The organism is Planosporangium spinosum, from assembly GCF_049999945.1.
Classification (GTDB): Bacteria; Actinomycetota; Actinomycetes; order Mycobacteriales; family Micromonosporaceae; genus Planosporangium; species Planosporangium spinosum.
Genome location: NZ_JBLYUB010000044.1, coordinates 14,344 through 40,911 on the forward strand (window position 1 = coordinate 14,344; position 26,568 = coordinate 40,911).

A 26,568-nucleotide genomic window follows, 5' to 3' on the forward strand; every position below is an offset into this window, starting at 1 on the left:
TGTTCACTGGCAGGCCTCGCAGGTCTCGGGGTTTTCCAGGGAGCAGGCGACCGCGTCGGTGTCGGCGGCTGCGACCGGGGTGATCGCGACGGTGGCCTGCTGGATGCGGGTCGCGGGGCGCGACCGCAGGTAGTAGGTGGTCTTCAGCCCGGCCTTCCAGGCGTGCAGGTACATCGAGGAGAGCTTGCCGATGGTCGGCGCGCTCAGGAACAGGTTCAGCGACTGGGACTGGTCGACGTAGGGCGCGCGGGCGGCGGCCAGGTCGATCAGCGCCCGCTGCGGCAGCTCCCAGGCGGTGCGGAACAGCTTCCGCACGTCTTCGGGCAGGTCGGCGATCCCCTGCACGGAGCCCTCGGCGCGTTTGATCTGCTCGCGGACCTGCGCGGTCCACAGTCCCCGCGCCTTCAGCTCGCGGACCAGGTAGTTGTTGACCTGCAGGAACTCCCCGGACATGGTCTCGCGCTTGAACAGGTTGGACACCTGCGGCTCGATGCACTCGTAGCAGCCGGCGATCGAGGCGATCGTCGCCGTGGGGGCGATGGCGACCAGCAGCGAGTTACGCAGGCCGTGCTCGGCGATCCGGGCGCGCAGTGCGGCCCAGCGTCCGGTCTGGACGGGCTGCGCGCCCCACAGGTCGGGGTGCAGGACACCCTGCGCGGCGCGGGTCTGCGGGTACGCCGGGTGTGGGCCGAACCGCTCGGCCAGGCCGGCCGAGGTCTCCAGCGCGGTCAGGAAGATCTCCTCCTGCACCCGGGTGGACAGCTCCCGCGCCTCGGCCGAGTCGAACGGCAGGCGCAGCGTGAAGAACACGTCCTGCAGCCCCATCACGCCCAGTCCGACCGGCCGCCAGCGCGGGTTCGATGCGGCGGCCTGCGCGGACGGGTAGTAGTTGATGTCGATCACCCGGTCCAGGAACACGACCGCGGTGCGCACCGTTGCCCTTAGTTTTTCCCAGTCGACGCCGTCGGCGGTGACGTGCGCGCCCAGGTTGATCGAGCCGAGGTTGCACACGGCGGTCTCGTCGTCGGAGTTGACCTCGAGGATCTCGGTGCACAAGTTGGACAGGTGGATGGTGTTGCCCGGGGCGCCGGTCTGGTTGGACAGCCGGTTGGACGGGTCCTTGAACGTCATCCAGCCGTTGCCGGTCTGCGCGAGGGTGCGCATCATCCGCCCGTACAGGTCCCGGGCCTTCACGGTGCGCACGGCCTTCTTCTCCGCGACCCGGTAGGCGGCGTCGAACGCCTCGCCGTACAGATCGGGCAGGTCGGGGGCGTCGGACGGGTCGATCAGCGACCAGTCGGCGTCGGCCTCGACCCGGCGCATGAACTCGTCCGGGATCCAATGGGCCAGGTTCAGGTTGTGCGTGCGGCGGGACTCCTCCCCGGTGTTGTCGCGCAGTTCCAGGAACTCCTCGACATCGGGGTGCCAGGGCTCCAGGTAGACGCAGGCGGCGCCCTTGCGCCGGCCGCCCTGGTTGACCGCGGCCACGCCGGCGTCGAGGGTCTTGAGGAACGGCACGATCCCGTTCGAGCGGCCGTTCGTGCCGCGGATCAGCGCGCCGCGGCCGCGCACCCGCGACCAGGAGATGCCGATGCCGCCGGAGAACTTCGACAGCCGCGCCACCTGGTGGTACCGCTCGTAGATGGAGTCGAGCTCGTCGCGCGGCGAGTCGACCAGAAAGCACGACGACATCTGGGTGTGCCGGGTGCCGGAGTTGAACAGCGTCGGCGAGCTGGGCAGGTAGGCCACCGACGACATCAGCCGGTAGAAGCCGATCGCCTCGCCGGGATCGGCCGACAGACCGCACGCCACCCGCAGCAGCCAGTACTGCGGCGTCTCCACCACCAGCCGCGACTCGGGATGGTGCAGCAGGTACCGGTCGGTGACCGTGCGCAGACCGAAGTACTCGAAGCGCAGATCCCCGGCCGGATCGACCGCGTCGTCGAGCTTGCGGGCGTTGCCCGCCACGAACGCGGCCGTCTCGTCACCGATCAGTCCCTGATCGTGGGCGTACCGGATGGACTGGCTGAAGCTCGCTACACCCTGGTTGCGGACCTCCTTGTCGACGTACGCGGCGAGCAGCCGGGCGGCCAGCTTCGAGTACTGCGGTTCCTCGCCGATCAGCTCGGCGGCGGTCTGGATCGACAGCTTGTCCAGCTCGGCGGTGCTCGCCCCGTCGTACAGGCCGCTGATCGTCTTCGTCGCGACCCGCAGCGGGTCCACCTCGTCCAGGTCGGCGACCCACCGCTCGACCGCTCGGACGATCTTGCCGACGTCGACCGGCTCGGTGTCGCCGTTGCGTTTGCGGACCTGCATCACGTGCCGGCGCTCCGGCGCGGTGGTCTGGTCTTGCGTGACCGTCATGTCCCCCTCCTCGGGCACTCACCGACGGTCGTCGGGCGCGCGAGGGGACGCCACCGGTCCCGCGGCGACACGCGTGGTCCGGCTGTGGCGTCGGCCGTCCCGCGCGGCCGCCGACCGCCGCACACCGGTCGGCGTGCGGCGCGCTGGCAGGTCTTCGGACTCGCGGGCGTGACCACTGAAGGGTCGCCTACTGGCCGTCGCTTCCCAGACCGTGTGGTCCAGTGCTTCGTTGACGGCGGTCGTTCCCACTCACCGCTGCGGGGCAGTCCCGGATTTCCACCGGGTTCCCTGTTGCCACGGCCGCCTTGACGGACGGCCGAACCAGCTGCGGACGACACCATATATGGGTGCGCTCGCGAAGTCACACACAACATCTCGTATCGGCGTGTCGTCCGTGCGGCCCCGCCTCGAAGAACCCGATTCACGGCCGAGTCGATCCAGCGACACCATGACCTGCGTGTCACGGGGCCGCGCGCATCCGAACATGCGGGGGCCGGCTCGGGCCGGTCGGCGTTCGTGCCGGACGATTTGTCGAAGGAGCACCTCGTGCAGTCGGCCGCCGATCGGGCCGCGTGCCGTCAGTGGGTTCTGCTTGCAAGTGGACACTCGGCCGCAGCCGACGAGCGCGCGGACGAGCGTGGTTGGGGCGACCAGGTCGTTCTCGACGGGTGCGGGGGTGGCGATCACGGCGCCCCAAGGTCCGTGGTCGTGTCTTTGGACACGCCGAGTTGCTGGCCAGGTTGGCTGGACGGTGCCGACCCTCCGGACGTTCCTGGTTTGATCTTGTTCGAGAACCAATCGATTCCCAGGCAAGATCGTCCTGTTGGGTGGGCCAGTGGCGTACCTGTGTGACTAGGCTGCGGCTTGGTCGCGGGTGCGCCGCGTTCGTCACGTCCACCGTGGTTGGTGTGCGCCGCCGTTCGAGCTGTGTCGTGGCTACCCATGGAGTGAGTGGGTCGCGTCGTTGGTGGCGGTAGACGTCCATGGTGTGGGAGGGAGGGCGGGACGTGGGTACCCGGCTGGTGCTGGTCAGTCACGCGCCGACCGCGGCGACGCGGGCGGCGGCATTTCCCGACGACGAGCCGCTCGACGAGCGCGGTCTGGCCGGCGCGTCCGCGGCGACCGGGGTGTTCCGGCGGGTGGCGGCCGCCTACAGCTCTCCGGCGCGCCGCTGCGTGCAGACCGCCGCCGCGCTCGGTCTGGAACCGGAGATCGTTGCGGCGCTGCGCGACGGTGACGTGGGCCGGTGGGCGGGTCGTACCCTCGCCGAGGTCGAGGCGGCCGCGCCGGACGCGGTCGCCGCGTGGCTGACCGACCCCGTCGCCGCTCCGCACGGCGGGGAGTCGGTCGTCGAACTGCTCACCCGGGCGCGCGAGTGGCTGGACGAGCTGCCGGCCGTAACCGGCACGATCGTCGCGGTCACCCACCCGAGCGTCATCCGCGCGGCCGTCGTCGGCGTACTCGCGTCGCCCCCGGCCTCGTTCTGGCGCGTCGACGTGGTGCCGCTGCGCCAGACCGTGCTGACCGGCGGACCGGGACGCTGGACGCTGCGCGCGACGGGCCTGCCGATCGGCTAGGTCCGGACGGGGGCGGGCCGGGTGCGCGGCCGGCCGATCTGCTGGAGCAGCAGCTCGTCGGGGACGGGTACGCGGCCCGGGCCGCCGTCGAGGATCCACGCCTGCAGCCGGTCGAGCGCGTACTCGTCGACCAGGCCGAACCAGACCGGCCGGCCGCCGCATGCGCGGCCGGCGGGTGAGGGCCGGACCACGACCACGTCGGCGTGCTCGCACGGGCCCAGGCACTCGCTGGTGCGTACCGTCGCGGCTGCCGGATGTCGCGTCGCGAACCGCTCCAACCGGGTCAGTCGGGCGGCGTGGTCGACGTCGGGGTTCTTGGCGGCGCTGCCGCAGCAGCAGCCCCGGCAGACCACGATCCCGGCCTGGAAATCAGCGGCCGGGAGGGCAGCGGTCGGCGTCAAAGTGGACGAATCGTCGGCGGTTGGCAGCACAGGGCGCGGCTCCTTCCCCCATCGCTCGTGGGGTCGATCGGGCACATGGGTGTCGCGGCCGGTCTCCTGGCTCCCGGATCGTCGCGCAACCCCACGCCTTCCCAGGCCGGTGACGGCCCAGTGGCGCACGAACAGCAGGGTTGGCTCCCCGGTCACAGTGGCGAGGACCGCGCCGGACTCGCACCGGCTTCCCGATCACCGCGACTCCTGCACTGTAACGGCGGCCGGCGCGACGCGCAGCCCGACTACCGCGCCACCCAGCGGCGCGAACCTGCTACCGGAGGGGCGCGGCGCTCAGGCCGCACCGGCGCTGGATGTGCCGGATGACCACCTGCAGGTCGGCGCAGTAGACCGAGGGGTTGGCGAAGCCGTTACGGCCGGCGTACCGGTGGGGCAGGTAGCCGCCGCCGCACACGCCCACCAGGTCGCAGCGCCGGCAGGTCGGGCTCAGTGCGGCGACGCCCTGTTGCCGGTCGGCGACCTGCGCAGCGGCCAGCGCCCGGTCGAGGGCGTCGTCGGTGACGGTCAGGCCGAGGTCGGGTGCGCCGGCGAAGGTGGTCTTGAGGGTGTCCACGCCCTGGAGCGCGCCGTTGGACTCGATGACGACCAGGGTCACCGGGGCCAGGCCGAGGGCCTCGGTGGACTTGGTCGCGCCCAGTGACAGGCCGATGACGTCGTCGAAGAACCGGATCGAGTGCCGGTACGCCGCGCCGGCGGCCCACGCCTCGAACACTCCGACCAGCCACCGCCCGTAGCCGGCGGTGTCGCCGGGCGGGCGGGGTGGCGGGTTGTCCCAGTGCGCGTCGGGCAGGTTGAAATCGATCATCGGCGGGTCGAACGAGGCGAGGTGCTGGTAGACGGCGACCGGGTCGGCGGCGAGGTCGACCACGCACAGCAGGCCGCCGTAGCAATCCGGGGCGTGCTCACGCAGCAGCTCGATGCCCGCGACGGTGGCGTCGTAGCTGGACCGGCCGGCGACATCCCGGCGGTGCCGGTCGTTGACCGCGCGGGGCCCGTCCAGGCTGATCCCGACCCTGATCCGGTGCTGCTGCAGGACCGGCAGCCAGTCCGAGGTGAGCAGGCTGCCGTTGGACTGCATGGCGAAGTCGACCCGGATGGGCTCGGGGATCGTGCGGCGGATCAGCGTGCAGTACGCGTCGATGCGCTCACGCCCGGCCAGGGTCGGCTCACCTCCGTGCAGCACCACCAGCACATGCCCGACGCCGTGGGCATCGGCGTGCTCGGCGACGCGCCGGGCCGCCGCCTGCGCCACCGGCAGCGGCATGAACCGGGGCTGGTGGCGCCAGGACTGGTCGGCGTGGTGGTAGACGTAGCAGTAGTCGCAGTCAAGATTGCAGCGGCTGGCCACCTTGAGAATGAACGTGGTCAGCGCGACGGCCATCGTGACCGGCTACGGCGCGGTGCAGTGGTCCGGACGCGAGGCGTACGAGCCGGGTCCGCCGTCGGCGGCGCGTTCGGTCGCGAGGCGTCGCCGGGCGCGGCGCATGGCCTCGGTGAGGACCACACTGTCGAAGGGGTTCGCGGGCTGGTCGAGGCGTCGAGTTGTATCCATCGGAACGGCTACCTCACTTCCGCATCGGCGCGAGTGCTGTGAGTTTATGGTCGGACACGGTGCGTTGTCGTCACGGTTGCGCGTACCGACATATCCCTCCATCCGGACAAGGTCCACCCTGGCTCAGGTCGCACGTGACGCCGCTCGGGTGTTGTCCGCGCGGATCACTCGCTGTGCGCGCGGCTGCGGTGCGACATCGGTAAGCGCCGCGGGCGTTCGCCGACGGCGGCCACCGGGCGGGGCATCGGCCTCGGCCATGGCTGTTCGGCCTTGCGGATTTCCATCGCACCGGCGCACCGGCGCACGGGCGCTGTCCTCGGCCGCCGCGCCGGTGACGTGTACGACAGTTGACGGCAGCTGGCTACGGCCCGTAGCGTCGACAGTCAACCGTTGTGACGGTGCGGGAAGCCGGTGAGAATCCGGCGCGGTCGCGCCACTGTGGCCGGTCCGCCTTGCGAGGTGCACCGGGAGTCAGACCCCGAGCCGTCGTCGACACCACCAAGCGGGACGCGTGATCCCAAGGAGGTTCGTCATGGCCGAGGCCACCGCTCTACCCACCCCCGCCGCGACACCGGTCCCGGCGCCGATCCCCCTGCGGCAGCTGCTGCCCTGGGCGGTCTTCGGGCTGCTGCTGGCCGCGCTCGCGATCTACTTCGTCGGCGCCGAACAGGGCGCCACCTCCCTGATCGGCGGCCACTGGGTGCACGAGTTCACCCACGACGGCCGGCACCTGCTCGGCTTCCCCTGCCACTGACGGCAGGCGGTCCTCAACCATGAGCGCACGTACCCTGCTGGTGCGCGGCATGCTCGTCGGCATCGCCGGCGGGCTGCTCGCCTACCTGTTCGCCACCGCCTTCGGTGAGCCTCCGGTCGACTCCGCGATCGCGTTCGAGGCCGCGCACACCCCACCCGGCGACCACGACCACGAACTGGTCAGCCGCACCATCCAGTCCACGATCGGACTGGCCACCGCGGTCGTGGTCTACGGCGCCGCGCTCGGCGGCATCTTCGCCCTCGCGTTCGCGGTCGCCTACGGGCGGCTCGGCCGGCTGCCGGCCCGCGCCACCGCGCTGCTGGTCGCCGCGGCCGGGTTCGTCGCCGTCGAACTGGTGCCGTTCCTGAAATACCCGGCCAACCCGCCCGCGGTCGGCGCCGAGGAGACCATCGGCCGGCGTACCGCGCTGTATTTCACCATGATCGGCATCACCGTCGCCGCCGCGATCGGCGCGACCCTGCTTGGCCGCAATTTGACAGCCCGGCTCGGCGCCTGGAACGCCGTGCTCGTCGCCGTCGGCGTGTTCGTCGCCCTCGTCGCGGTCGCCGCCGCACTCCTGCCCGCGGTCAACGAGGTACCCGCAGACTTCCCCGCGACCGTGCTGTGGCACTTCCGGCTGGCCTCGTTGGGTACCCAGCTGGTGTTGTGGGCCACTCTCGGGCTGCTGTTCGGCGCGCTCACGGACCGCAGCCAACGCCGCCGTGCCCGCACCCCGGAGCCCGTCGCCGTGGCCTGAGTCCGCCCCGCTCACCGGCCGACCCTGCCCCAGTGGCCGGCGCGGACGCCGCCACGCGGGGCCGCACCAACCCGCTGCCGGCATCCGCGTCGGCCCCGCCCGCAACGCCACTAACCGCAACACACGCCACCCATGCCCGGCCCACCTCGGTGCCAACCGACAGCCGGCGTACCGTCGCGCGGACTAGACCCGGACGGTCGGGTCTGGTCTGAGTTTGTGCTGTCGACGTCCATGGCCGGTTGGGAGTGGGACCGCCCGACCTTGTGCGTGCCGAATAATGCGTCAGTGCTGGTAGGAAGCGACTTCGTCCTGCAGCTTGGATCTTGGTCAGGTCGTCGGCGTCCTCCTCGTCCATCATCGTCGGTGACTGCGCGATGATGCCGACTCGTGCTCCTTCGACTGGCGTACCTGGGCGTCACGAACCTGTTCGCGTTGCTGCGACTGCTGCCAGGCGGCGATCGCGACAAGGACGTTGAGGTCCTGTCGTTGCGTCATCAGCTCGCAGTGTTGCAGCGCCAACTCGGCGGGCAGCAGGTCCGGTTCGAACCGGCCGATCGGGCGCGGCTGGCCGCGCTTTTGCACCCGCTGCCACGGCCGACCCTGCGGGGTCTGCGGCTGCTGGTCCGGCCCGACACGGTCCTCAAGTGGCACCGCGACCTGCCCGCCGCCACGCCGCAGCGTCCCGGCCCCGCCGCCGCGGCCGACCCCGCACGCTGCGGTCAATCCGCACCCTGGTGCTGCGTCTGGCGAGGGAGAACAGCAGCTGGGGATATCGGCGGGTGCACGGCGAACTGCTCACGCTCGGGATCACGATTGCCCCGTCCACCGTCTGGGAGATCTTGCGCGAGGCCGGAATCGATCCCGCACCTAACCGAGCCGCCACCACCTGGGCAGACTTCCTGCGCTCCCAAGCCGAAGCGCTGCTCGCCGCGGACTTCATCGAGACCGTGGCGCTGACCGGGGCGCGCATGTACATCCTTGCCGTCATCGAGCACGTCACCCGCCGCATCCGCATCATCGGCGCCACCGCCCACCCAACTACGGCGTGGGTCGCCCGGGCCGCCCGCAACCTCGTCATGGGCCTACAGGACGCCGGGCCGAACGTCCGGTACCTGATCCGAGACCGCGATGGGAAGTACCCGGCGCTGTTCGACACCATTCTGGCCGACGCGGGGATCAAGGTCGTGCGCAGCGGTGTCCAGGTGCCCCGGATGAACGCGATCATGGAACGGTGGGTACGGACCTGCCGCCACGAGTTGCTGGACCGCACGCTGATCTGGAACCAGCGGCAGCTGCTGTATGTCCTGCGGGAGTATGAGCGGTTCTACAATCTTCACCGACCACATCAAGGCATCGCGAACATCCGGCCGCTGCAGCCGCTACCCGAACCAATCACCGACCCGAATCAACTCGCCCGGCTGAACATCCACCGACGTGACCGCCTCGGCGGCATCCTTCACGAGTACGAGCATGCTGCCTGAACTGCACGGACGGAATTCTCGGCAGGTACACCGTTGAACGGCGACAAGGTGACCGAGCGTTTCAAACGCAAGGCTGCTGCTCTTGGGCTACCAGTGATCCGGCTGCACGACATGCGTCACGGCTGGGCGACGCTGGCCCTGGAGGTGGTGTTCCGCTCAAGGTGGTGCAGGAGCAGCTCGGCCACGCGAGCTATCACGTAACCGCCAACATCTACAGCCACGTCGGAGCGAAGATCCAAAGAGACGCGACGGAGACGGTCGCTCAGCTCTTTGCTTGAGTGCAGTACGCGGGTACTGCAACCCCGGTTGCACCCCGGGAGGCGGTCTACCACCTCTGACCAGGAGATTGACTGGTGTCCGAGGGGCGACACTTACCCGATGCCTACGCGGTTCGGCTCGTAGGGGAGTGGCCCACGGCTTGGTAGCTTGTTTTGAACTCGCCGGGTGGCTCGGTTGCGCGGGTGTCCGACGGTTCGGGTTCGTGGTGATGGCGCCACCATTGCGAACAGGCGCACATCCCGGATCAGTCGACTTGAGCTCTTCGGAAAGCCCGAAGAGGTCAATCTCCTGGTCCCCATTTGCTCCCCAGGTTGTCATATCCCGGGCGGTCACGGTAGGCCCTGCGCCGTCGTGAGCTGCTGATACAGGTTCGCATCATGGGTTGCGAGCTGCTGGTGACCACTTAGGTGTGAACGTGGACGCTGCACTGCTGTGACCAGGACAAACGCGAGGCGGTGCAGGTCGGCGGCATCCGTTCGCAGCAGCTCGACGCCGTTCAGCGTAGTTCAGCGCCGTTCACGGTGGCTGCCTGCTCCCCATCTGCTCCCCACCTATAGAACCGTGCTGGCGACGCGGGCGGTCGGGTGTGCCCGGCAAGGGGAGCGTTCGAACGGAGCCTCAGTTACCTCAATTCCGGCGGCAACGAGGACACAGCAGAACTTCCAGCTCACCGAGGGTGGGCGACTTTATGACACCCACAGGCTGGTCAGGGTCGCCGACAACGCCAACGCCGACGGCGACGGCACCTACTGGGTGCCTATCGTCAAGATGGCCGGGGTCCGTTGCGTTGAGCGTTGACAAGATCGAGACAGACTTGGACCGTGAAGTCGTCGAGCCGTCCTCGCCCGTGGCTGCCGCCGGAATCTGCGTTCGCCGGATGCCGGTTCCCACAGGAGGCGATCGTCGTCGCGATCCGCTGGTACCTGCGGTTCAATTTGTCCTACCGCGACGTCGAAGAACTATTGGTCGAGCGCGGGGTCGAGGTCGACCACGTCACCGTTTACCGATGGGTGCAGCGGTTCACCCCGCTGTTGGCTGACGCCGCCCGGTTCTGCCGGCGCTCGCCGGGCGATCGCTGGTTCGTCGACGAGACCTACGTGAAGGTCAACGGAATCTGGCGCTACGTCTACCGGGCGGTCGACCAGTACGGGCAGGTCATCGACGTGCTGGTGTCGGCGCGCCGCGACGCCGGCGCGGCACGGAGGTTCTTTCGCCGCGCGCTGTCCACACTGAAAGTCAAGCCCAGCGAGGTGGTTACCGACGCCGCCGCGGTCTACCCCACCGTCCTCGACGAACTGGTCCCGCAGGCGTGGCACCACGTCGAGCAGTACGCCAACAATCCGATCGAGGCCAGTCACAGTCAACTGAAGCACCGGCTGAGACCGATGCGCGGGCTACGAACGAACAAGACAGCACAAGTGATCATCGCCGGGCACACCTTCATCCAGAACCTTCGACGCGGCCATAACGAACTCGCCGTCGACGTCCCGCCGATGACGCGAGTCGCCGCTGCGTTTACTGAACTCGCCCAAGCGATCTGACCGTGGACCGGACACGGGGTTCGCCACGTCCGCCTGTTCCACAATGCAACGGCGCCCGCGAACCTCGCGACGCAGGCTTTCCAGGCCGGGCTGGTCGACGAGTGCCAGCTGCTCGTTGGCCCGTGGCCGTCGGCGGGGGCAAGCCAGGGCTGCCGACCGGCATGCGCGCCGACCTTGAACTCCTCGATGAGCGCCGATTCCGAAACGGCGTCGTGCACCTCCGCTACCGCACTCTCGGACAGTGACCGACAGCCCTGTCCGACAGCCCTGTCCGATCGCCGGCGCTTGCATGCCGGCCGCACGCTCGTCGACCGCGGGCGTTGTGGCCTCCTGCTGGGCCGCCGCTACCCGAAGCCTCACGTGCCGGTGCGCTCCCGCCACGCCCGCACCCGGTCGCGCAGCCAGTGGTAGCTGACCTTCGGCGTGCGGACCCCAGTGGTGTAGTCGACGTGGGCCAGCCCGAAGCGGGCCCCGTAGCCGCGAGCCCACTCGAAGTTGTCGATGAGTGACCAGTAGAAGTACCCGCGCAGATCGAGCCGATCGTCGGTGGCGGCCGCGCGAGCCGCCGCCGCCAGGTGCGCAGCCATGAACGCGATCCGGTCCGGGTCCGGCTCGGGTCCGCCGCGCAGGTCGGCGCAGCCGTTCTCGGTCACGTACACCGCCGGCAGCCCCGGGTAGCGGTCAGCGAGCCCGGTCAGGGTGTCGAACAGGCCTTGCGGCTCGACGGGCCAGCCGAGGTCGGTGGTGGGCAGCCCGTCCGGCCGCAGGTGCGCCACGCCGATGTCGAACGCGCTGCGCAGCGCCGGGTCGGGCTGCTCGTACGGGGCGTCGGCGACGTGCACGCGGTAGTAGTAGTTGACACCGAGGAAGTCCAGCGGTGCCGAGATCACCGCCAGGTCGCCGTCCCGGCGGAACGACAGGTCGCTCACCCCGGCGTAGAGCCGCTCGAACCCGGCCGGGTAGGCGCCGCCCAGTACCGGATCCGTGAACTGCCGGTTGAGCATGAGATCCTGCCGGTCCGCCGCCGCCCGGTCGGCCGCGGTGTCGCCGAACGGGACGGCCGGGGAGAGGTTGAGCGTGATGCCGACCCGCGAGCGCGGGCCGACGGCGGACCGGACGGCGGCGACGGCCTTGCCGTGGCCGAGCAACAGGTGGTGGGCGGCGGCCAGGGCGGTGTGCCCCTCGGTGGCTCCGGGTGCGTGCCGGCCCTCCGCGTAGCCGACCATCGACGAGCAGTACGGCTCGTTCAGCGTGATCCAGTCGTGCACCCGGTCGCCGAGGGCGCCGGCCACCACGGCGGCGTAGTCGGCGAATCGCTCGGCGGTGTCCCGTGTCCGCCAGCCGCCCTCGTCCTCGAGGGCCTGCGGCAGGTCCCAGTGGTAGAGCGTGATGAACGGCCGGATGCCCTGCTCGCACAGGGCGTCGACGAGCCGGTCGTAGTAGTCGAGGCCGGGTCGGTTCACCGGCCCCTGCCCGGCCGGCATGACCCGCGGCCAGGCGACCGAGAAACGGTAGGCGTCCACGCCGAGACCGGCCAGCAGGTCCACGTCGTCGCGCCAGCGGTGGTAGCTGTCACAGGCGACCGCGCCGGAGGTGCCGTCGGCGATGGCACCCGGGCGGCGGCAGAAGGTGTCCCAGATCGACGGCCCACGGCCGTCCACGTCGACCGCCCCCTCGATCTGGTACGCCGCGGTGGCCGTGCCCCAGATGAAGCCTGCCGGCAGGTCGGGCAGGTCTGCCGCGGTGGCCGCGGTGGTGTCGTCGGACGTAGTGGTCATCCCTTCACCGCACCCTGCATGATGCCGCCGACGATCTGCCGGCCGAGGAGCAGGAACACGACGAGGATCGGCAGGGTGGCCAGCAGTGTGCCGGTCAGCGTCAGCGTGTAGTCGGTGGTGTAGCCGCTGGCCAGTGCCGACAGCGCCACCTGCACCGTCGCGTTGTTCTGCAGGACGACCAGCGGCCAGAAGAAGTCGTTCCAGGCCTGCATGAAGGTGAACAGCCCGAGCACCGCCGCCGCGGGGCGGGCTGCGGGCAGGACGATGTGCCAGTACAGGCCGAACGTGCTGGACCCGTCGACACGGCCGGCCTCGAGCAGTTCGTCGGGCACGGCGCGGCCGAGGTACTGGGTCATGAAGAAGACACCGAACGCGGTCACCAGCCCTGGCACGATCACGGCGGCGAGCTGCCCGGTCCAGCCGAGGTCGGCCATCAGGATGTAAAGCGGGATGATGCCGAGCTGGTGTGGCACCATCGAGGTCGCGATGGCCACGACGAGCAGCGACTTGCGGCCCCGGAACCGCAGTTTGGCGAAGGCGAAGCCGGCCAGGGTCGAGAAGAACACCACGGAGACGGTGATCGAGCTGCTGACGATGAAGGAGTTCAGCAGTGCCCGGCCGAAGTCGGTCGTGTCGAACACCCGCGCGATGTTGTCGAACAGGTGCCCGCCGGGCACGAGGGCCGGTGGCACCTTCGTGACGGCGTCGCTGGACTGCGAGGACACGACGAAGGACCAGTAGAGCGGGAAGACCGACCCGGCCACGACCGCCAGGAGGGCGCCGTAGGTCCAGACCGAGGCCTTCCGTGGGTACCCGAAGCTTCGGCGCCGGCGGGGCGGGCGCGGCGGCGCGGGCGTGGTGCCGGTCTGTACGGGGTCCGCGAGGGTGGTCACGGCGTTCTCCTCAGTCCTCGTCCTTGGCGATGCGCCGGGTCAGCAGGAAGTTGATGATCGCGAAGATGGCGATGACCAGGCACAGCGTCCAGGCGACCGCCGAGGCGTAGCCGAAGCGGAACTCCCGGAACCCCTGCTCGTACATGAACAGTGCGACGGTCTGGAACTGCCGGTCGGAGCCGCCGGTGGGCGTCTGGGAGCTGGCGAACAGCAACGGTTCGGCCATGATCTGCAGACCGCCGATCGTCGAGATCACCGTGGTGAAGATGATCGTCGGTCGCAGCATCGGCACGGTGATCCGCCAGAACTGCTGGCGCTGTGACGCGCCGTCGAGGTCGGCGGCCTCGTACAGGTGGTGCGGGATCGCCTGCATCGAGGCGAGAAAGATGAGGGCGTTGTAGCCGGTCCACCGCCAGGCGACGATGGTCGAGATCGCCAGGTGGGAGCTCCAGGTGTTGGCCTGCCAGTCGATCGGGCCGACACCGACGAGGCCGAGCGCCCAGTTGACCATGCCGAAGTCGCGGCCGAACAGCTGGGTGAAGACGATCGTCACCGCCACGATCGAGGTGACGTTGGGCAGCAGCACGCCCATCCGCAGGGCGGTGCGGGAGCGCAGCCGGTGGTTGAGCAGGTGGGCGATCCAGAGCGCGGCGAGCAGCTGCGGCACGGTGGACAGCACCCAGATGCTCAGCGTGTTGCCCAGGGCGTTCCAGAAGTACGGGTCCTGCACCATTTCGCGGTAGTTCGCGAGGCCGACCCAGCGGTGCGACTCGGAGTCGAGCAGGTCCCAGTCGTTGAACGAGACGTACGCCGTGTACAGCAGCGGGAACAGCCCGAACCCGCCGAACAGCAGGAAGAACGGCAGGATGTAGAGGTAGGGCGAGCCCTTGGTGTCGAGCCGGCTCAGGCCGGCCCGCCGGGCTTGGTGGAGGTAGGTGGCCATCGTCGATCCTTCGTCGCCGGGGGCCGCCGGCGGTCAGGGACGACCGCCGGCGGCGCGGGTCGAGTTACTTGGCGAGACGCTCGACGTCGCCGACCATCTGCTTCCACGACTCGTCGGAGCTCTGCTTGCCCTGCTCGATGCGCACGAGGGCGTCCCGGATGGTGGTCTGCACGTCACCGGCCCGCGGGCCCTGGTACTGCGGCTTGAGTTTCTTGGCCGCCGTGGTGAAGAGCTGGCCGACCGGGGCGTTGTTGAAGAAGGGGTCCTTGTACTGGGCGATCTCGGGCTTGTCGTACAGCGCCGGGATGGACGGCAGGTTGCCCTGCGCGGTGAACACCTTGGCCTGCTGCTCCGGGGCGCTCAGCCACGCGGCGAGCTTCTTGGCCTCATCGACGTGCTTGCCCTGCTTGGGGACGGTGAGGTACGAGCCGCCCCAGTTGCCGCCGCCACCCGGGACGGCCGCCACGTCCCACTTGCCGGCGGCGTGCTTCGCCTGGTCCTTGATCTTGGTCATCATCCAGGCCGGGCACGCGATGGTGGCGAACTGGTCCTTCGCGAAGCCGTTGTTCCACTCCTGCGAGCTGCCGATCAGCTTGGCCGAGAGGTTGCTCTGGATCGCCTGCACGGTCAGGTCCCAAGCCTTGCGCACCTCGGGGTTGCTGCCCACGACGATGGTGTTGTCCTCGTTGTAGTACCCCACCGGGGCCTGGCCGATGATGCCGTTGAACAGCTGCCCGCCCCCGTCGAAGAAGGCGCTGCCGGCCGGGGCCTTCTCCGCGTACCGCTTGCCGAACTCGATGTACTTGTCCCAGCCGCCGGCCCAGGCGGCCGACACCTGATCGCGCTCGAACGGCACGCCGGCCTTCTCGAACAGGTCACGCCGGTAGCAGATGGCCAGCCCGCCGACGTCCGTGCCGTACCCGATCTGCTTGCCGTCCTTGGTCAGCGACGCCTTCCACTTCCATTCGAGGTATTCGGACTGGCGCTCCTTGCCCAAGTCGACGAAGAAGTTGCCCCGCTCGCGCATCTGAGCGATGAAGCCGGTGTCGACGCCCTCGATGTCGCCCGTGCCCGAGCCGGCGGCGAGGTGGGTGATCAGGTCACGATGATGGTCGTTGTAGGCGGCCGTCTTCTCCTGGATCGTGATGTTCGGGTGCAGGTTCTGGTACTCCGTGTACAGGGCTTTGTACCCGAAGTTGCCGAACAGGTTGACGGTCAGGGTGATCTTCTCGTTGCTGCTGCCGGAGCCTCCATCGGTACCGCTGCCACACGCGGTCAGCAGCACTCCGGCGGCCAGGGCGGCCATCGTCACTCGCAATAGTCGGTTTCGGCGCATGCCGGCGAGTCCTTTCAGCGTTCATGTAACCGGTTACATGAAACCGGTTACACTGCCGTATACGGTGATGAGGATGAGCGGATTACGGGGGTGTACGGGCACGGACGGCAACCAACGGCGGTAGGCGCTTCCAGGAGGAGTGTTGCCGGGCCGGACCGTGTGATGTCAAGCGTCAAAACGATAACGGCGGATGTGCCTTGACTGGCGAGCGGCGCTGCGGCTACGGTTCTGAAACCGGTTACACAGAGAGCACCAACATTGATCACAATCAGGGAGCTGGCGCGGCGGTCCGGCGTGTCCGTCGCTACCGTGTCCCGCGTCTTCAACACCCCCGAGGTCGTCAGCCAGCAGACCCGCCAACGCGTCCTGGAGCTGGCCGCCGAGATCGGCTACTTGCCGAACGAGTCGGCGCGCACGCTCGCCACGAAGAAGTCCAACATGGTCGGCCTGGTGTGGGACACCGATCATCGCCGGCCCGGATGGCGCCACCCGTTCCTGCAGGAGATCCTCGTCGCGCTCAAGACCGCACTGAGCGTTCACGGGCTGAACCTGCTCATGCTCGCCACCCACGACGCGACGGGGCCCGACGACGCGCAGCGATACGTACGCGCGGTACGTCAGCACAACCTCGACGGCGCAGTCATCATCGACAACGGCACCCGCGACCCGGCCGTGCTCGCCCTCGTCGACGCCCAAGTGCCGTGCGTCGCCCTCGACCTGCGGGTCGAGGGCCCGACGTCCACCTACGTCACCTCCGACAACGCCGGCGGCGCGGCACTCGCCGTGCGCCACCTCGTCGAACACGGCCACCGGCGCATCGCCACCATCACCGGCCCGCTGCGCACCTGGCCGGGAGCCGAACGACTGCTCGGCTTCCGAGCCGCACTGGCCGGAGCCGGCCTGCCGCTCGCCGCCAGCCACGTCATCGAGGGAGACTTCTACCTCGACGGCGGCCACGCCGCGATGCGGCGGCTGCTCGACCTCGACGACCGCCCCACCGCGGTGTTCGTCGCGGGCGACGAGATGGCCGTCGGCGCGATGCGGGCCGCCCACGAGGCCGGTCTGCGGATCCCCGACGACATCGCGATCGTCGGCTTCGACGACATCGAGGTGGCCGCGCTGATCCCGCCCGGACTCACCACCGTCGCCCAGGACAAGGCCGGCTTCGGGACGGTCGCCGCCGAGGCACTCTTCGCCATGCTGCACAGCGGCGACGACCCGCCCGGCCCCACCGTGCTGCCGACAACGCTGGTGGTGCGCGGCTCCGCCTGACTCCAACTGTTCCCGCTCGCCGTGGTCAGGGGGATCAGACCGATGGATCGCGCTTCGTGCAGCTGGTGACACGCTGATTTGGTGTCGAGTCGTTCGATGCCTTTGGCGGCCCAGGGCCGCAAGTGAAGCGCGACCATCGCGTGATCATCGATGGCTTGTGCCGACCACCGAAGATCGTGCAGTGCCCGAGTGGGTCCGCACGCTCGCCCGGCGCGTCGCCGAGGCCGCCGAGACACCCGCGATCATGCGTATCACGGTGTTCGACCCGGATCTCGGTCTCGGACATCCGGCCGGGCAGACGCATCCGCGGATCCTGGTCACCCTGCGACCCGCCACCGTCGACGTGCCACCGCCGATCCGCCTGAAGTCGATCTTCTATACCCGTGACCTGCCCCGGGTGAAGCACGCCGGGTTGTTCGGCACCGTGTATCACCGTCGCGCAGCCCAGAACGAAGGCTTCGACGATGTCCTGTTCGTCGGGCCCGACCACCTCGTATCCGAAGGTGCGACCTGGAACATCGCGTTCGTTGAGGACGGGCGGGTGATCTGGCCGGAAGCCGAATGCCTGCCTGGGGTCACCATGCGACTGATGAACGCCGCAATGGGCCGCCTCGGGATCGAGGTCCGCACGGCCCCTATCGCCATCAACGACCTGCGTGCGTCGTGCGCCGCCTTCATCACCAACGTCGCGGTCGGGCTGCGGCCGGTCCACAGCATCGACGGTACCGAGCTGGCTGAGGCGACGGCCTTCATAGAGGCGCTTCGTAAGGAGTACGACTCCATCGAAGGAGACCCGCTGTAGTCACTCCTCGTCACACGACGGTCCACACTGTTGACGGGCCACTACCAGCGATGGTCATGTGGTACCTGTATCGATCGATGGTCGCTGGACCGGCGACCGCGATGATCGAAGGAACCGCGTGGTGGTGACCGTCGGAACGTGGACTGGACGCGAAACTCGGGCGCTGCGCGAGGCGAAGCGGATGAGCCTGCGGGAGTTCGCCGCCCACCTCGGGGTCAGCGACCGCACGGTCTCCAAATGGGAGGCGCCGGGTGCGCGCTGGACGCGTTCCTCGGCGTGGCCATCCACCTGTGGGTGCAGGCATACGTCCACAAGCACCTGCGCTTCCCACCGGAGTTCTTCGACCGCCTCGGCATTGACCCGGCGGGGGGCCGCGACACCGCCCCGACCTGATCGGCATGCTGATCTCCAGCGCCGGCCTGGTCGGCGTCACCTACGGCATGGTGGAGGCCGGGCAGAACGGCTGGGCCGACCCCGGCGCAATGACCGCCCTGGTCGCCGGCGCGCTGGTACTGGTCGGCTTCGGGTACTGGGAACGGCGCTTCGCCGGCGGCCGGAGGGCCGGCACGCAGCCGTTGATCGACCTGTCCCTCTTCCGCTCCGCCAGCTTCACCTGGGCCACGATCCTGGCGACCTTCGTGTCCTTCGCGATATTCGGCATCCTGTTCGCGACCCCGCTGTACTTCCAGGAAGTCCACGGCGCCGACGCGTTGGGTACCGGCCTGCGGCTGCTGCCACTGGTCAGCGGTCTGGTGGTCGGCATGTTCATAGGGGAGCGCAGTGCGAAGGCGGCCCGCGCGGCGGTCGGCCGCGTGTGGTGGGGCAGCGCCAAGACCAATGTGGCGGCCGGTCTCGCTCTGATGGCGGTCGGCCTGTACATCGGCGCTTTCACCACAGTGAACACCCCCGACCTGGTGTCCGGGGTCTGGCTCCTGCTGGCCGGCGTCGGCTTCGGACTGGCCGTACCGGCCGCAATGAACGTGGCGCTCGGCGCGCTGGCCCCCGAACGCAGCGGCGTGGGCGCCGCGGTCGTCAGCGCGTTGCGGCAGGTCGGCGCCACGCTGGGCGTCGCGGTGCTCGGTACCGTGCTCAACACCGTCTACCGGGGGCAGTTGGCCGCCGCTGATCTGCCCCAATCCGTTGAGCAGCAGGCACGCCGCAGCGTGGCGGCCGGTGTGGCGGCAGCCGAGGACCTGCACTCGGGGTCGGCGCTGGCCGCCGTCCGCGCCGCCTTTGTCGACGGCCTCGACGTGATGCTCTGGGTCTGTGCCGGTACCGCCACCGCCGCGGTGGTGCTGGCTGTCGTCTTCCTGCCGCACGGCGGTGGCCAGCCGGCGGTGCGGGGCGGGCAAGACGAGTCGTCGGGCAGCGACGAGAAACCGGCCACGGTGGGTTGACGAACCTACCCGCTGTCGGGCGGGCGCAAGGTCCGCCGAGTACGAGCGGTTGCCAGCTCTCCAACCGTCCCATTAGATGGGTCCATGGCAAGGCATGTGGTCATCGTCGGTGCGGGGGTGGCGGGTGCGGCTCTAGCCGCGGAGTTGGTTGACGGCCGCGACGTAGCCGTGACGGTGGTCGAACGTGGCCCTCGTGAGCGCCTGCTGGGATCTACCGGACACGCACCGGGATTCGTCGGGCTCTTCAATGAGGCGCCGGTGCTCATCGAACTCGCCCGCATCAGCGCACGCCGGTACGAGCGGCTGTCCTACCGGGGGCAGAACGGCTTTGACCGGGTCGGTGGGCTCGAAGTGGCCACCACCGCTAGCGGGATGCGCCACCTTGCGCGCCGAGCGGCGCTGGCCGCCGGCACCGGGCTGGCGGCGCGCCTGCTGGACCCTGGACAGGCCGCGGCCTGCGCCCCTGACCTTGTCCACCCGCACCACTGTGTCGGCGGTCTGCTCTTCACCGAGGACGGGACAGCCCGCGCCGGCGTGGTCACCGCCGCCTTGAAGGGCCGTGCCATCGACGGCGGAGCGCGTTTCGTCTACGACGCCCCGGTGAACGCCATTGAGGTCGCGGGCGCGCGGGTACGAGCGGTGCGCGTTCTCGGCCAGCGGTTCCTCGCCGACGACGTGGTGATTGCGTGCGGGATCTGGGGGCCGGCCGTCGCCGCGCTCGCCGGTGTGCGGTTGCCGCTGACTCCGGTGAGCCATCCCTACGTCTATGGCCCGCGGCGGCCGGCCGGTTCGGTGAGCCCGCCGTTCGTGCGGTGGCCGGAGCACCACGTCTATGCCCGGGATCACGGCGATCGGCTCGGTCTGGGTACCTACAACCACGTCCCGCTGTCGGTGGACGTCGACGATCTGGGTATGGACGCCGAGCGGCCGTGGCCGGCCGAGCTGTTCAATCCAGCCGTGGCACGGGCACTCGATCTGCTACCCGCGGCGCAACGGTTTACCGTGGATCATCGGCTCAACGGAGTGTTTTCCATGACGGCGGATAATCAGCCGTTGGTCGGCCCCGTCGAGGACATCGCTGGACTGTGGATGGCTGAGGCGTTGTGGGTGACCCATGCCGCTGGCGCCGCGCACTGCCTGGCTCGGCTCATGACCGGCGCGACGCCGGTCATCGAGGGCCTCGACTCTCTTCGGCCTGACCGATTCACCGGGCAGAGCGGTGACGACCTGGTCGCCAGCGCGCTGCGTCTGTACCGGGACATCTACAGCACGGCCTGACCAGCCAGCGCAGGGTAGGGCCGGCACTAAGCGGCTGGCCAGAAGTCTTGTCCGTAACCGTCAGGGAGCCAGGGTGAGCTCCACGGCGCGGCGGTGACAAGGATCTGGTCGGGGGAGGGGACTGTCAAACGAACGGTGTGTCCAGGGTTGTTGAGGACTACTTGCGGCCTGCGGACAGGCGTCCGTCGAAGGCGATCTCGAAGGCGTTGAGGGCGGGTGCGGTGCGGGGCGCTGCGCTGCCGGGCGCCGCCGGGGAGCCGGGTAGCTCACCGTCGTCCATCGGGGCACTGGTCGATGCCGAGGTTGTGATACCAGCAGCCCCCGGCGGGTGCGGTGTCGAAGTGGGTGGCCGCGGCGGCGTTGCCCTCGAACTGGTTGTCGTGGACCCATCCTGATTCGCAGCTGCCGGCATGGGTGATCTGCAGGCCGTGGGTCTGGGTCTGGTCCGGCTGGCTGTCCCAGGCCCGGTTGTTGTGGATGGTCGGGCGGAACGTGGCGGCGGCCAGGGTGATGCCGGCCCTGGTGGTGGGGGAGCCGGGTATCTCGTACGGCGCACCCGGCGGCGGAGTGCGGTCCGGCCAGGCGGTGAGCGCGCCGGGACGGCGTGGCGCCAGGTCGAGTTTGGTGGGAGTGTTTCCCATGACGATGACCTGTTGCCCGTCGGCGATGATCCATTTGCCGCGGTGCCCGTCGGGTATCCAGTGGGCGGCGGTGTCGGTCAGCGACCGTTCGGTGTAGGAGACGGTGTCCCCGCGGCCGGACGAGCCGGGTTCGCAGCGTCGGCCGTTGTTCCGGATACGGTTGCCGTCGATGGCCGGGTCGGACAGGGCGGAGTCGGCGAGGATGCCGTCGAGGGCGTTGTCCCAGAACTCGTTGGTGTCGATGATCATATCTGCGGCGGGCACCTCGGCGCCGCCGGCCAGGTTGTGCTGCCAGTACCCGTAGCGGCCGTTACGGCTGATGCGGTTACCTTCGATGGTGTACGGGCCCGGGGTGTTGCCGATCGCGATTCCGTCCCAGACGTTGTCCTCGATGACGCAGCCGGTCACGATGCCGCCGCGCCCGGCGATGTGGGTGGTGCCCAGCGACGAGACGTCGTAGCCGGCCTGGTGGTTGGCCATCATGGTGCAGCCGGAGACGACCATGCCGTCGGTGCCCCAGTCGGAGATGCCGAACCGGTTGCCTTCGGAGTGACAGCCGATGATGCGGATACCGCGGGGCGGGGTCCATTCCCTGGCCTGCAGCTCCATGAAGATTCCGTTGGTGCCGTTGCGGACGGTGGTGCAGGCGGTGATGGTCAGCCGCTCGGTGGCGCCCCAGCCGCCGGTGCCGATGCCGATGCCGGCGCCGCCCATCCACAGGCCGTTCTCCAGCCGGCCGCAGTGCACGATCAGCAGGTTGTCCAGGAACGTGTCCTGAAGGAAGTCACAGCCGAAGCCGGTGGCCGGTGTGTCGTGGATGAACAGGTCACGGAACCGGCCCCGCAGCACGTACTGCATGCCCAGGCCCTTGGCGAGAAAGTCGTACGCGGGCAGCCACACCCCGGAGCCGTCGATCTCGAAGTGTGCCATGGTGCAGTCGGCGATGAAGTTGTCGGGGCTGGCGCCGTGCTGCAGCGCGGTGAAGTAGGCCAGCGGCGTCGGCGAGGTCCGGTCTCCCCGATTGGACAGGGCGAACCGGGTCGCGGCCGGGCCGTCGCCGAGCAGGGACACGCCACTGCGCCATACGGTGCCCTTGTCCTGGATCGAGTACACCCCGGACGGGCAGTAGATGGCGCGGGGCTGACCGTCGTGGAGGAAGGCGTCACCGAGTTCGTCGACCAGACGCTGCAGCGCCGGCTGGTCGTTGGTGCTCCCGTCACCTCTCATGCCGTGCTCGCGGGCGTTGTAGACGAAAGCGTTCCCCCCGATGGCCTCGGCGGGGATCGTCGCGGTGGTCGCGCCCTCCGTGCGGGCGGTTGGGCGGGTGCCTTCAGACGGGCACATCAGGCTCTCCTGTCTGCGCAGCCGACTGTCGCCAGCGGCAGCGCCTTCCACATCGGCGCGAATGCCGAAGCTTCCGACGAGAACGGATCGCGGTCCCACGAGCGGCGACCGGAACGTGTGCGTTCCGTCACCGGTGGCGCGTCGTCGGAGAAGCATTTCGTCTGGTCAGTGGCTCTTTGTCATCGGCTTCCCTGATCGGGAAGGGGGAAACACCGGGCCGCATGATCAGGGAGTGGAGCCGCGCCCGTCACGGCCGGGGCTCTCCCTGATCATCAGCGGCGTCCGGCTCAGATCAGCGCGGGAACCTTCTTGGTGATCGGTACCGCCAGCACGGTCGGGCCGTCGGCGGTCGTCGCCGCGCGAAGGGCGTCCGGGATCGCGTCGGCCGACTCCACCCGCTGGGCCTGGCAGCCGTACCCCCGCGCGATGGTCGGGACGTCCAGGCCGGGCAGGTCCAGCCCGGGCACGTCCGGGGTGTGCTCGAACGCGGCGTACGCCTTGAGGATGCCGTACTCCTCGTTGACCGGCACCACGTAGACGACCGGCAGGCGGTGCTGGGCGGCCGTGTACAGCGCCTGGATCGAGTACTGGAACGAGCCCTCGCCAATCACCGCGATGACCGGGCGGCGGCGACCGGTGTGCCGCTCGCCGAGGGCGATGCCGACCGACGCGGGCAGCGCGTAGCCCAGGCCGGCGCTGGAGGCGGTGAAGAACGACGCCGGCCGCTTGACGCGCACGTACTGCTTGAGCGTCTTCATGTTCGACGGGCTCTCCTCGACCAGGATCCCGTCTTCGGGCCACTCGCGGGCCAGGGTCGCGAACAGGGTGTCCGGCGATAGCGGGGTGCCCGGCCGGGCGGGCTCCGGCGGTGCCTGCGGCGACGGGGCCGGCCGGTCGGTGGCCGGCACCTGCTCGGCGAGGGCCGCGCAGGCCAGGGCGGCGTCGGCGAGGATGCTGTCGCCCACCGGCGCGCGGGACGCCTCGTCCGGGTCGTCGGTGACGTGCAGCAGGCGGGTGCCCTCGGGCAGGTACGGACCGGGCACGTACGGGTAGTAGCGGAACACCGGGGCGCCGACCACCAGCACCACGTCGTGGCCGCGCAGGGTCTCCGCCACGGGTCCGATGGCGGGCGGCAGCACCCCCTGGTACTGCGGGTGGTCCTCGGGGAAACCGACCCGCTGCGCCCAGGGCGCCTCCCATACCGGCGCACGCAGCTTCTCCGCCAGGGCCACCGCCGCGTCCCAGCCGCCGCTGCGGTCGACGCCGCCGCCGTACACCAGCGCGGGGTTGCGGGCGCCGGCGAGCGCGCCGGCGAACTCGCGCAGCCGGTCGGGTTCGGCCGCGATCCGGGTGCTGACCCGGCGCACCGGCGGCGCGCCGTCGGCCGGCTGCTCCCAGTCGTCCATCGGGATCGACAGGTAGACCGGGCCGGCGGGCGGCTCCTGCGCCAGCGCGTACCCCTGCATGAACGCCGCCGGCACGTCCTGGGCGCGCGCCGGCTCGTAGCTCCACTTCACGTACGGCATAGGCAGCAGCTGCGCGTACCGGTTGGTCAGCAGCGGCTCCAGTCGCAGCATGTCGCGGTGCTGCTGGCCCGACGACACGATCAGCGGCGTCCGGTTGTGCCAGGCGGTGGCGAGGTTGCCCATCCCGTTGCCGACCCCCGGCGTGGTGTGCAGGTTCACGTGCGCGGGTTCGCCGGTCACCTGCGCGTACCCGTCGGCCATCCCGACCGCCGAGGCCTCCTGCAGCGCCAGCACGTAGGTGAAGTCGGACGGGAACCGGGCGAGAAACGGCTCCTCGGTGGAGCCGGGATTGCCGAAGACCGTGGTCATCCCGAGATCGCGGAGCAGGTCGTAGGTCGCGTCGTGCACGGTGGTCATGTCGAACCCCCTGGGTCGCCGGACGAGGCCGGTGGTGCCTCACCCGTTCCTATGACCCGAAGGAGGCTCCTCACTCCGGATCCGGCCGGTTCACTCGCGGGTGACCGCCGCATCGCGCGGGAGATGATCAGTCCTGCGGTGGCAGGGGCTCCTTGGGCACCGCGCGGGCCGGGTGGTAGTCGGGCGGGGTGGCGTCCGGCTCCGGCCGGGCCTCGGCCTCGGGCACGACGAACGGCTCGCCTTCCGCCTTCTTCAGGTGAAGATACGCACGGCGGATCTGGGGCGGGGGGTTGAGCTGTTCGTCGTCGGGCTTGTTCATCGTGGCGCTCCCTGATCGATCAATGGGTCGGCTACCCGCTCGGTCAGGCGCGAAACGCCCGCCAGCTGTCAGGCTGGCGGGCGCGGCAGGGAGGGTTCGATCTCGTCCCATTCGTAGAGCATCGCGCTGGCGAGTGCGCGCACCTGAGCGTCCCACCGGCCGCGCAGCCGGACGTAGTCGTCCGCGCCGGCGGCGGGATCGGGGTTCACCCGGAGCCCGGCCTCGCGGAGCCGGACGACCGCGCGCCGGTACCGCTCGCGCCAGGCGTCGGCCAGCTGTCTGGAGGGCTGATGCGCGGACGCGTCGGGGACGAGCATGCACACCAGCTGCAGGGCCGCCTCGGTCAGTCCTTGCGCACCGATCGATTTGATCAGCGCGCGATAGCGGTCCCCGTCCAGAGCCGTCCGGGTCAGCGTCGCCGAGTCGAGAGCAATCAGCACGATCCGGGGCAGGGAGTAGTAGGGGTAGCGGTAGTGGAAGTAGCGCAGCACCGGAAAGAAGCGGTGCGTCTCGTACACGTCGAGGATGAAGCGCGTGAGCGAGGAGAAGAAGCCTCGGGCTTCGAACAGGTCCGGCCCGTCCGCGAGCCCGGCGAACAGAACGGCGGCGTCGCCGGTGCCACGGGTGCGGTGATGCAGGAAGCCGGCGAAGGCGTTGCGGCTGGTGAGGTTGGTGTACACCGTCAGGAAGTACGTGATCACCATGCTGATCGTGGCGCACCCCATCATGGCCTCTGTGACGGTGAGAAGCCGGTAGAGCCCGCTCTTCGGCGCGATGTCCCCGGTGCCCAGCGTGGTCAGCGCGTATCCGCTGAAGTAGAACGCGGATGCCCAGCTCGTGTCGGTGGGCCCGGAGGTGGAGCGGATGTCCGTCCCGAGGGCCGGTTTGTAGATCAGTGCCCAGCCGGCCACCAGCAGGACGACCCAGGCCGTCAGGGTGACCGCCACCTGGACCGGGCCGCCGTAGGCGAGCAGGTTGCGCCGTCGCTGGCCGTGCGTCATCTTCCCGATCAGCCGGAATACGTGCCACGTGGCGCGGGAGGTCGGCCGGCGGATGAGGCCGTGGCCACTGGCCGGAAACAGCACGGTGACGAAGATGTCCTGGGCGGCCGCGAGCAGGATGAGCGCGCCGACCGAGCGGAGAAGCCAGTCCATGCCGGTCAGGCACCAGGGGGTAACCGCGTTCCCTGACCCCGCGTCGGTCAGGCCGGCGAGAGCGGGGAGAGCGGATCGGCATGCCGCAGTCGTACCCGCTCGTCCTGTCATGAACCGGCGGGGGCTTTCCGCACCGGACAGCCCGTGCTGTCTACACCCCGGCGGTCAGAAGATCTACTTCCGGCTGGCAATGACCGGGGGCATTGATTTCCCGTCATCACGGAGCGTGATGACGGCTTCCTCAACGACAACCGCGCCTTCACCCTCACCGTGGAGGACGTGTCCGCGGCCCTCGACGCGGCGGCGAGCGGGCCCGTCGCGGAGGGCGTCGTCGGCGCCGGAACCGGGATGCAGCTGTTTGAACCCCCCGGGGAAGGACAGGGCCATGAACAGCTTCTCCAGCTGATCCTCGCTCAACGGTGGCTGCTCACCACGCTCCCGCGCCGCCTGGCACTGGCGCATCCCGGTCGAGATGATTTTGAAACCTGCCTTGTCGCCGGCCCGCGGTGCTGGAACGGCGCTGATGCCCCTATGTTTGTCAAGCCGTTGCAGGGGTCTGGGTCACGAGGTCGAGGTGTTGGATCAGGTGGTAGATCTCGCGGGCGATATACCGTTTGACGCAGCGGATGGCTTCGCGGCGGGTTAGTGCTCGGTTCCTCTTTGCAGGTGTAGATCGCTTCTGCCGGTGGGATGCTGGTGGGGAGGCGGTCTTTCATGCCGAAGTTGCTGTACGCGCGTCCTCCGAGCGACGTGGAGGAGGAACGCACGGTC

Annotated in this window: 25 protein-coding genes and 3 riboswitches; of the genes, 11 read left to right on the top strand and 14 right to left on the bottom strand. The window is 69.6% G+C overall.

Annotation, left to right across the window (positions count from 1 at the left end; genetic code table 11):
* Window positions 1-3: 3 nt before the first annotated feature.
* Window positions 4-2,364, bottom strand: a complete 2,361-nt coding sequence (locus tag ACNTMW_RS32735; protein ID WP_426637928.1) for a ribonucleoside-diphosphate reductase subunit alpha — start codon at window positions 2,362-2,364, stop codon at window positions 4-6.
* 128 nt (window positions 2,365-2,492) lie between these two features.
* A riboswitch (cobalamin riboswitch) is annotated at window positions 2,493-2,705 on the bottom strand.
* 666 nt (window positions 2,706-3,371) lie between these two features.
* Between ACNTMW_RS32735 and ACNTMW_RS32740 the strand changes: the two genes are divergently transcribed.
* On the top strand, window positions 3,372-3,941 hold the full coding sequence (locus tag ACNTMW_RS32740; RefSeq protein WP_426637929.1) for a histidine phosphatase family protein: 570 nt from the start codon (window positions 3,372-3,374) through the stop codon (window positions 3,939-3,941).
* On the opposite strand, the gene ACNTMW_RS32745 is transcribed toward ACNTMW_RS32740, so the two are convergent.
* From ACNTMW_RS32745 to ACNTMW_RS32755, 3 genes are all read right to left on the bottom strand, one after another.
* Window positions 3,938-4,372, bottom strand: coding sequence for a hypothetical protein (locus ACNTMW_RS32745; RefSeq protein ID WP_426637930.1), 435 nt, complete (start codon window positions 4,370-4,372; stop codon window positions 3,938-3,940). The genes ACNTMW_RS32740 and ACNTMW_RS32745 overlap by 4 nt on opposite strands.
* Window positions 4,373-4,411: 39 nt before the next feature.
* Window positions 4,412-4,590: riboswitch (cobalamin riboswitch) on the bottom strand.
* A 56-nt stretch (window positions 4,591-4,646) separates the two neighbouring features.
* Window positions 4,647-5,774: an FxsB family cyclophane-forming radical SAM/SPASM peptide maturase gene (locus ACNTMW_RS32750; protein ID WP_426637931.1), complete on the bottom strand. Its 1,128-nt coding sequence runs from the start codon at window positions 5,772-5,774 to the stop codon at window positions 4,647-4,649.
* 9 nt (window positions 5,775-5,783) lie between these two features.
* Window positions 5,784-5,945, bottom strand: a complete 162-nt coding sequence (locus ACNTMW_RS32755) for a hypothetical protein (RefSeq protein ID WP_426637932.1) — start codon at window positions 5,943-5,945, stop codon at window positions 5,784-5,786.
* Window positions 5,946-6,308: 363 nt separating this feature from the next.
* Window positions 6,309-6,447: riboswitch (cobalamin riboswitch) on the top strand.
* A gap of 30 nt (window positions 6,448-6,477) precedes the next feature.
* On the opposite strand from ACNTMW_RS32755, the gene ACNTMW_RS32760 reads away from it, so the two are divergent.
* Entirely contained in the window at window positions 6,478-6,699 is a 222-nt protein-coding gene (locus ACNTMW_RS32760) for a CbtB domain-containing protein (protein WP_426637933.1), read from the top strand.
* A gap of 19 nt (window positions 6,700-6,718) precedes the next feature.
* Window positions 6,719-7,456 carry a CbtA family protein gene (locus tag ACNTMW_RS32765; RefSeq protein ID WP_426637934.1) on the top strand — a complete coding sequence of 246 codons (738 nt, stop codon included), beginning with the start codon at window positions 6,719-6,721 and terminating at the stop codon, window positions 7,454-7,456.
* A gap of 354 nt (window positions 7,457-7,810) precedes the next feature.
* Here ACNTMW_RS32765 and ACNTMW_RS32770 read toward each other — a convergent pair whose 3' ends face one another.
* Window positions 7,811-8,107, bottom strand: coding sequence for a hypothetical protein (locus ACNTMW_RS32770; RefSeq protein WP_426637935.1), 297 nt, complete (start codon window positions 8,105-8,107; stop codon window positions 7,811-7,813).
* Between ACNTMW_RS32770 and ACNTMW_RS32775 the strand changes: the two genes are divergently transcribed.
* Complete coding sequence (locus tag ACNTMW_RS32775; protein WP_426637936.1) at window positions 8,101-8,937, top strand: integrase core domain-containing protein; 837 nt, start codon at window positions 8,101-8,103, stop codon at window positions 8,935-8,937. The two genes, ACNTMW_RS32770 and ACNTMW_RS32775, sit on opposite strands and share 7 nt — an antisense overlap.
* Before the next feature lie 1,130 nt (window positions 8,938-10,067).
* Window positions 10,068-10,757 (top strand): IS6 family transposase, encoded by a 690-nt coding sequence (locus ACNTMW_RS32780; protein WP_426637954.1) that lies wholly within the window; start codon window positions 10,068-10,070, stop codon window positions 10,755-10,757.
* Between the two features lie 356 nt (window positions 10,758-11,113).
* On the opposite strand, the gene ACNTMW_RS32785 is transcribed toward ACNTMW_RS32780, so the two are convergent.
* From ACNTMW_RS32785 to ACNTMW_RS32800, 4 genes are all read right to left on the bottom strand, one after another.
* Window positions 11,114-12,535 carry a GH1 family beta-glucosidase gene (locus tag ACNTMW_RS32785; RefSeq protein ID WP_426637937.1) on the bottom strand — a complete coding sequence of 474 codons (1,422 nt, stop codon included), beginning with the start codon at window positions 12,533-12,535 and terminating at the stop codon, window positions 11,114-11,116.
* On the bottom strand, window positions 12,532-13,428 hold the full coding sequence (locus ACNTMW_RS32790; protein WP_426637938.1) for a carbohydrate ABC transporter permease: 897 nt from the start codon (window positions 13,426-13,428) through the stop codon (window positions 12,532-12,534). Before ACNTMW_RS32790 ends, ACNTMW_RS32785 begins: the two co-directional genes overlap by 4 nt.
* A gap of 10 nt (window positions 13,429-13,438) precedes the next feature.
* Entirely contained in the window at window positions 13,439-14,371 is a 933-nt protein-coding gene (locus ACNTMW_RS32795) for a carbohydrate ABC transporter permease (protein WP_426637939.1), read from the bottom strand.
* A 64-nt stretch (window positions 14,372-14,435) separates the two neighbouring features.
* Window positions 14,436-15,707 carry an ABC transporter substrate-binding protein gene (locus ACNTMW_RS32800; RefSeq protein ID WP_426637940.1) on the bottom strand — a complete coding sequence of 424 codons (1,272 nt, stop codon included), beginning with the start codon at window positions 15,705-15,707 and terminating at the stop codon, window positions 14,436-14,438.
* 258 nt (window positions 15,708-15,965) lie between these two features.
* On the opposite strand from ACNTMW_RS32800, the gene ACNTMW_RS32805 reads away from it, so the two are divergent.
* From ACNTMW_RS32805 to ACNTMW_RS32825, 5 genes are all read left to right on the top strand, one after another.
* A complete protein-coding gene (locus ACNTMW_RS32805) occupies window positions 15,966-16,979 on the top strand; it encodes a LacI family DNA-binding transcriptional regulator (RefSeq protein ID WP_426637941.1) in 1,014 nt (337 codons plus the stop codon).
* 181 nt (window positions 16,980-17,160) lie between these two features.
* A complete protein-coding gene (locus ACNTMW_RS32810; protein WP_426637942.1) occupies window positions 17,161-17,781 on the top strand; it encodes an aminotransferase class IV in 621 nt (206 codons plus the stop codon).
* Between the two features lie 237 nt (window positions 17,782-18,018).
* Window positions 18,019-18,174, top strand: coding sequence for a hypothetical protein (locus ACNTMW_RS32815; protein ID WP_426637943.1), 156 nt, complete (start codon window positions 18,019-18,021; stop codon window positions 18,172-18,174).
* A 5-nt stretch (window positions 18,175-18,179) separates the two neighbouring features.
* Window positions 18,180-19,178, top strand: a complete 999-nt coding sequence (locus ACNTMW_RS32820) for an MFS transporter (RefSeq protein WP_426637944.1) — start codon at window positions 18,180-18,182, stop codon at window positions 19,176-19,178.
* 84 nt (window positions 19,179-19,262) lie between these two features.
* Complete coding sequence (locus ACNTMW_RS32825; RefSeq protein ID WP_426637945.1) at window positions 19,263-20,456, top strand: NAD(P)/FAD-dependent oxidoreductase; 1,194 nt, start codon at window positions 19,263-19,265, stop codon at window positions 20,454-20,456.
* A 157-nt stretch (window positions 20,457-20,613) separates the two neighbouring features.
* Here the strand turns inward: ACNTMW_RS32825 and ACNTMW_RS32830 are convergent, their stop codons facing one another.
* From ACNTMW_RS32830 to ACNTMW_RS32850, 5 genes are all read right to left on the bottom strand, one after another.
* Entirely contained in the window at window positions 20,614-20,736 is a 123-nt protein-coding gene (locus ACNTMW_RS32830) for a hypothetical protein (RefSeq protein ID WP_426637946.1), read from the bottom strand.
* Complete coding sequence (locus tag ACNTMW_RS32835; protein WP_426637947.1) at window positions 20,723-22,441, bottom strand: right-handed parallel beta-helix repeat-containing protein; 1,719 nt, start codon at window positions 22,439-22,441, stop codon at window positions 20,723-20,725. The genes ACNTMW_RS32830 and ACNTMW_RS32835 overlap by 14 nt, the downstream gene beginning before the upstream one ends.
* A 287-nt stretch (window positions 22,442-22,728) precedes the next feature.
* Window positions 22,729-24,324 (bottom strand): benzoylformate decarboxylase, encoded by a 1,596-nt coding sequence (gene mdlC, locus ACNTMW_RS32840; RefSeq protein ID WP_426637948.1) that lies wholly within the window; start codon window positions 24,322-24,324, stop codon window positions 22,729-22,731.
* A gap of 127 nt (window positions 24,325-24,451) precedes the next feature.
* The gene (locus ACNTMW_RS32845) at window positions 24,452-24,643 is read right to left on the bottom strand and encodes a hypothetical protein (protein ID WP_426637949.1); all 192 of its coding nucleotides are present in this window, start codon (window positions 24,641-24,643) and stop codon (window positions 24,452-24,454) included.
* Window positions 24,644-24,711: 68 nt separating this feature from the next.
* Entirely contained in the window at window positions 24,712-25,797 is a 1,086-nt protein-coding gene (locus ACNTMW_RS32850; RefSeq protein ID WP_426637950.1) for a potassium channel family protein, read from the bottom strand.
* 270 nt (window positions 25,798-26,067) lie between these two features.
* Here ACNTMW_RS32850 and ACNTMW_RS32855 point away from each other — a divergent pair, with 270 nt between their 5' ends.
* Window positions 26,068-26,415 carry a hypothetical protein gene (locus ACNTMW_RS32855; RefSeq protein ID WP_426637951.1) on the top strand — a complete coding sequence of 116 codons (348 nt, stop codon included), beginning with the start codon at window positions 26,068-26,070 and terminating at the stop codon, window positions 26,413-26,415.
* The last annotated feature ends 153 nt before the right edge of the window (window positions 26,416-26,568 follow it).

Coding starts and splice junctions, on each gene's coding strand:
- ACNTMW_RS32825 (WP_426637945.1), top strand. CDS start 19,263: ATGGCAAGGCATGTGGTCATCGTCGGTGCGGGGGTGGCGGGTGCGGCT.
- ACNTMW_RS32785 (WP_426637937.1), bottom strand. CDS start 12,535: ATGACCACTACGTCCGACGACACCACCGCGGCCACCGCGGCAGACCTG.
- ACNTMW_RS32845 (WP_426637949.1), bottom strand. CDS start 24,643: ATGAACAAGCCCGACGACGAACAGCTCAACCCCCCGCCCCAGATCCGC.
- ACNTMW_RS32750 (WP_426637931.1), bottom strand. CDS start 5,774: ATGGCCGTCGCGCTGACCACGTTCATTCTCAAGGTGGCCAGCCGCTGC.
- ACNTMW_RS32830 (WP_426637946.1), bottom strand. CDS start 20,736: ATGGACGACGGTGAGCTACCCGGCTCCCCGGCGGCGCCCGGCAGCGCA.
- ACNTMW_RS32760 (WP_426637933.1), top strand. CDS start 6,478: ATGGCCGAGGCCACCGCTCTACCCACCCCCGCCGCGACACCGGTCCCG.
- ACNTMW_RS32755 (WP_426637932.1), bottom strand. CDS start 5,945: ATGGATACAACTCGACGCCTCGACCAGCCCGCGAACCCCTTCGACAGT.
- ACNTMW_RS32735 (WP_426637928.1), bottom strand. CDS start 2,364: ATGACGGTCACGCAAGACCAGACCACCGCGCCGGAGCGCCGGCACGTG.
- ACNTMW_RS32815 (WP_426637943.1), top strand. CDS start 18,019: ATGGGAGGCGCCGGGTGCGCGCTGGACGCGTTCCTCGGCGTGGCCATC.
- ACNTMW_RS32795 (WP_426637939.1), bottom strand. CDS start 14,371: ATGGCCACCTACCTCCACCAAGCCCGGCGGGCCGGCCTGAGCCGGCTC.
- mdlC (WP_426637948.1), bottom strand. CDS start 24,324: ATGACCACCGTGCACGACGCGACCTACGACCTGCTCCGCGATCTCGGG.
- ACNTMW_RS32835 (WP_426637947.1), bottom strand. CDS start 22,441: ATGTGCCCGTCTGAAGGCACCCGCCCAACCGCCCGCACGGAGGGCGCG.
- ACNTMW_RS32820 (WP_426637944.1), top strand. CDS start 18,180: ATGCTGATCTCCAGCGCCGGCCTGGTCGGCGTCACCTACGGCATGGTG.
- ACNTMW_RS32800 (WP_426637940.1), bottom strand. CDS start 15,707: ATGCGCCGAAACCGACTATTGCGAGTGACGATGGCCGCCCTGGCCGCC.
- ACNTMW_RS32850 (WP_426637950.1), bottom strand. CDS start 25,797: ATGGACTGGCTTCTCCGCTCGGTCGGCGCGCTCATCCTGCTCGCGGCC.
- ACNTMW_RS32765 (WP_426637934.1), top strand. CDS start 6,719: ATGAGCGCACGTACCCTGCTGGTGCGCGGCATGCTCGTCGGCATCGCC.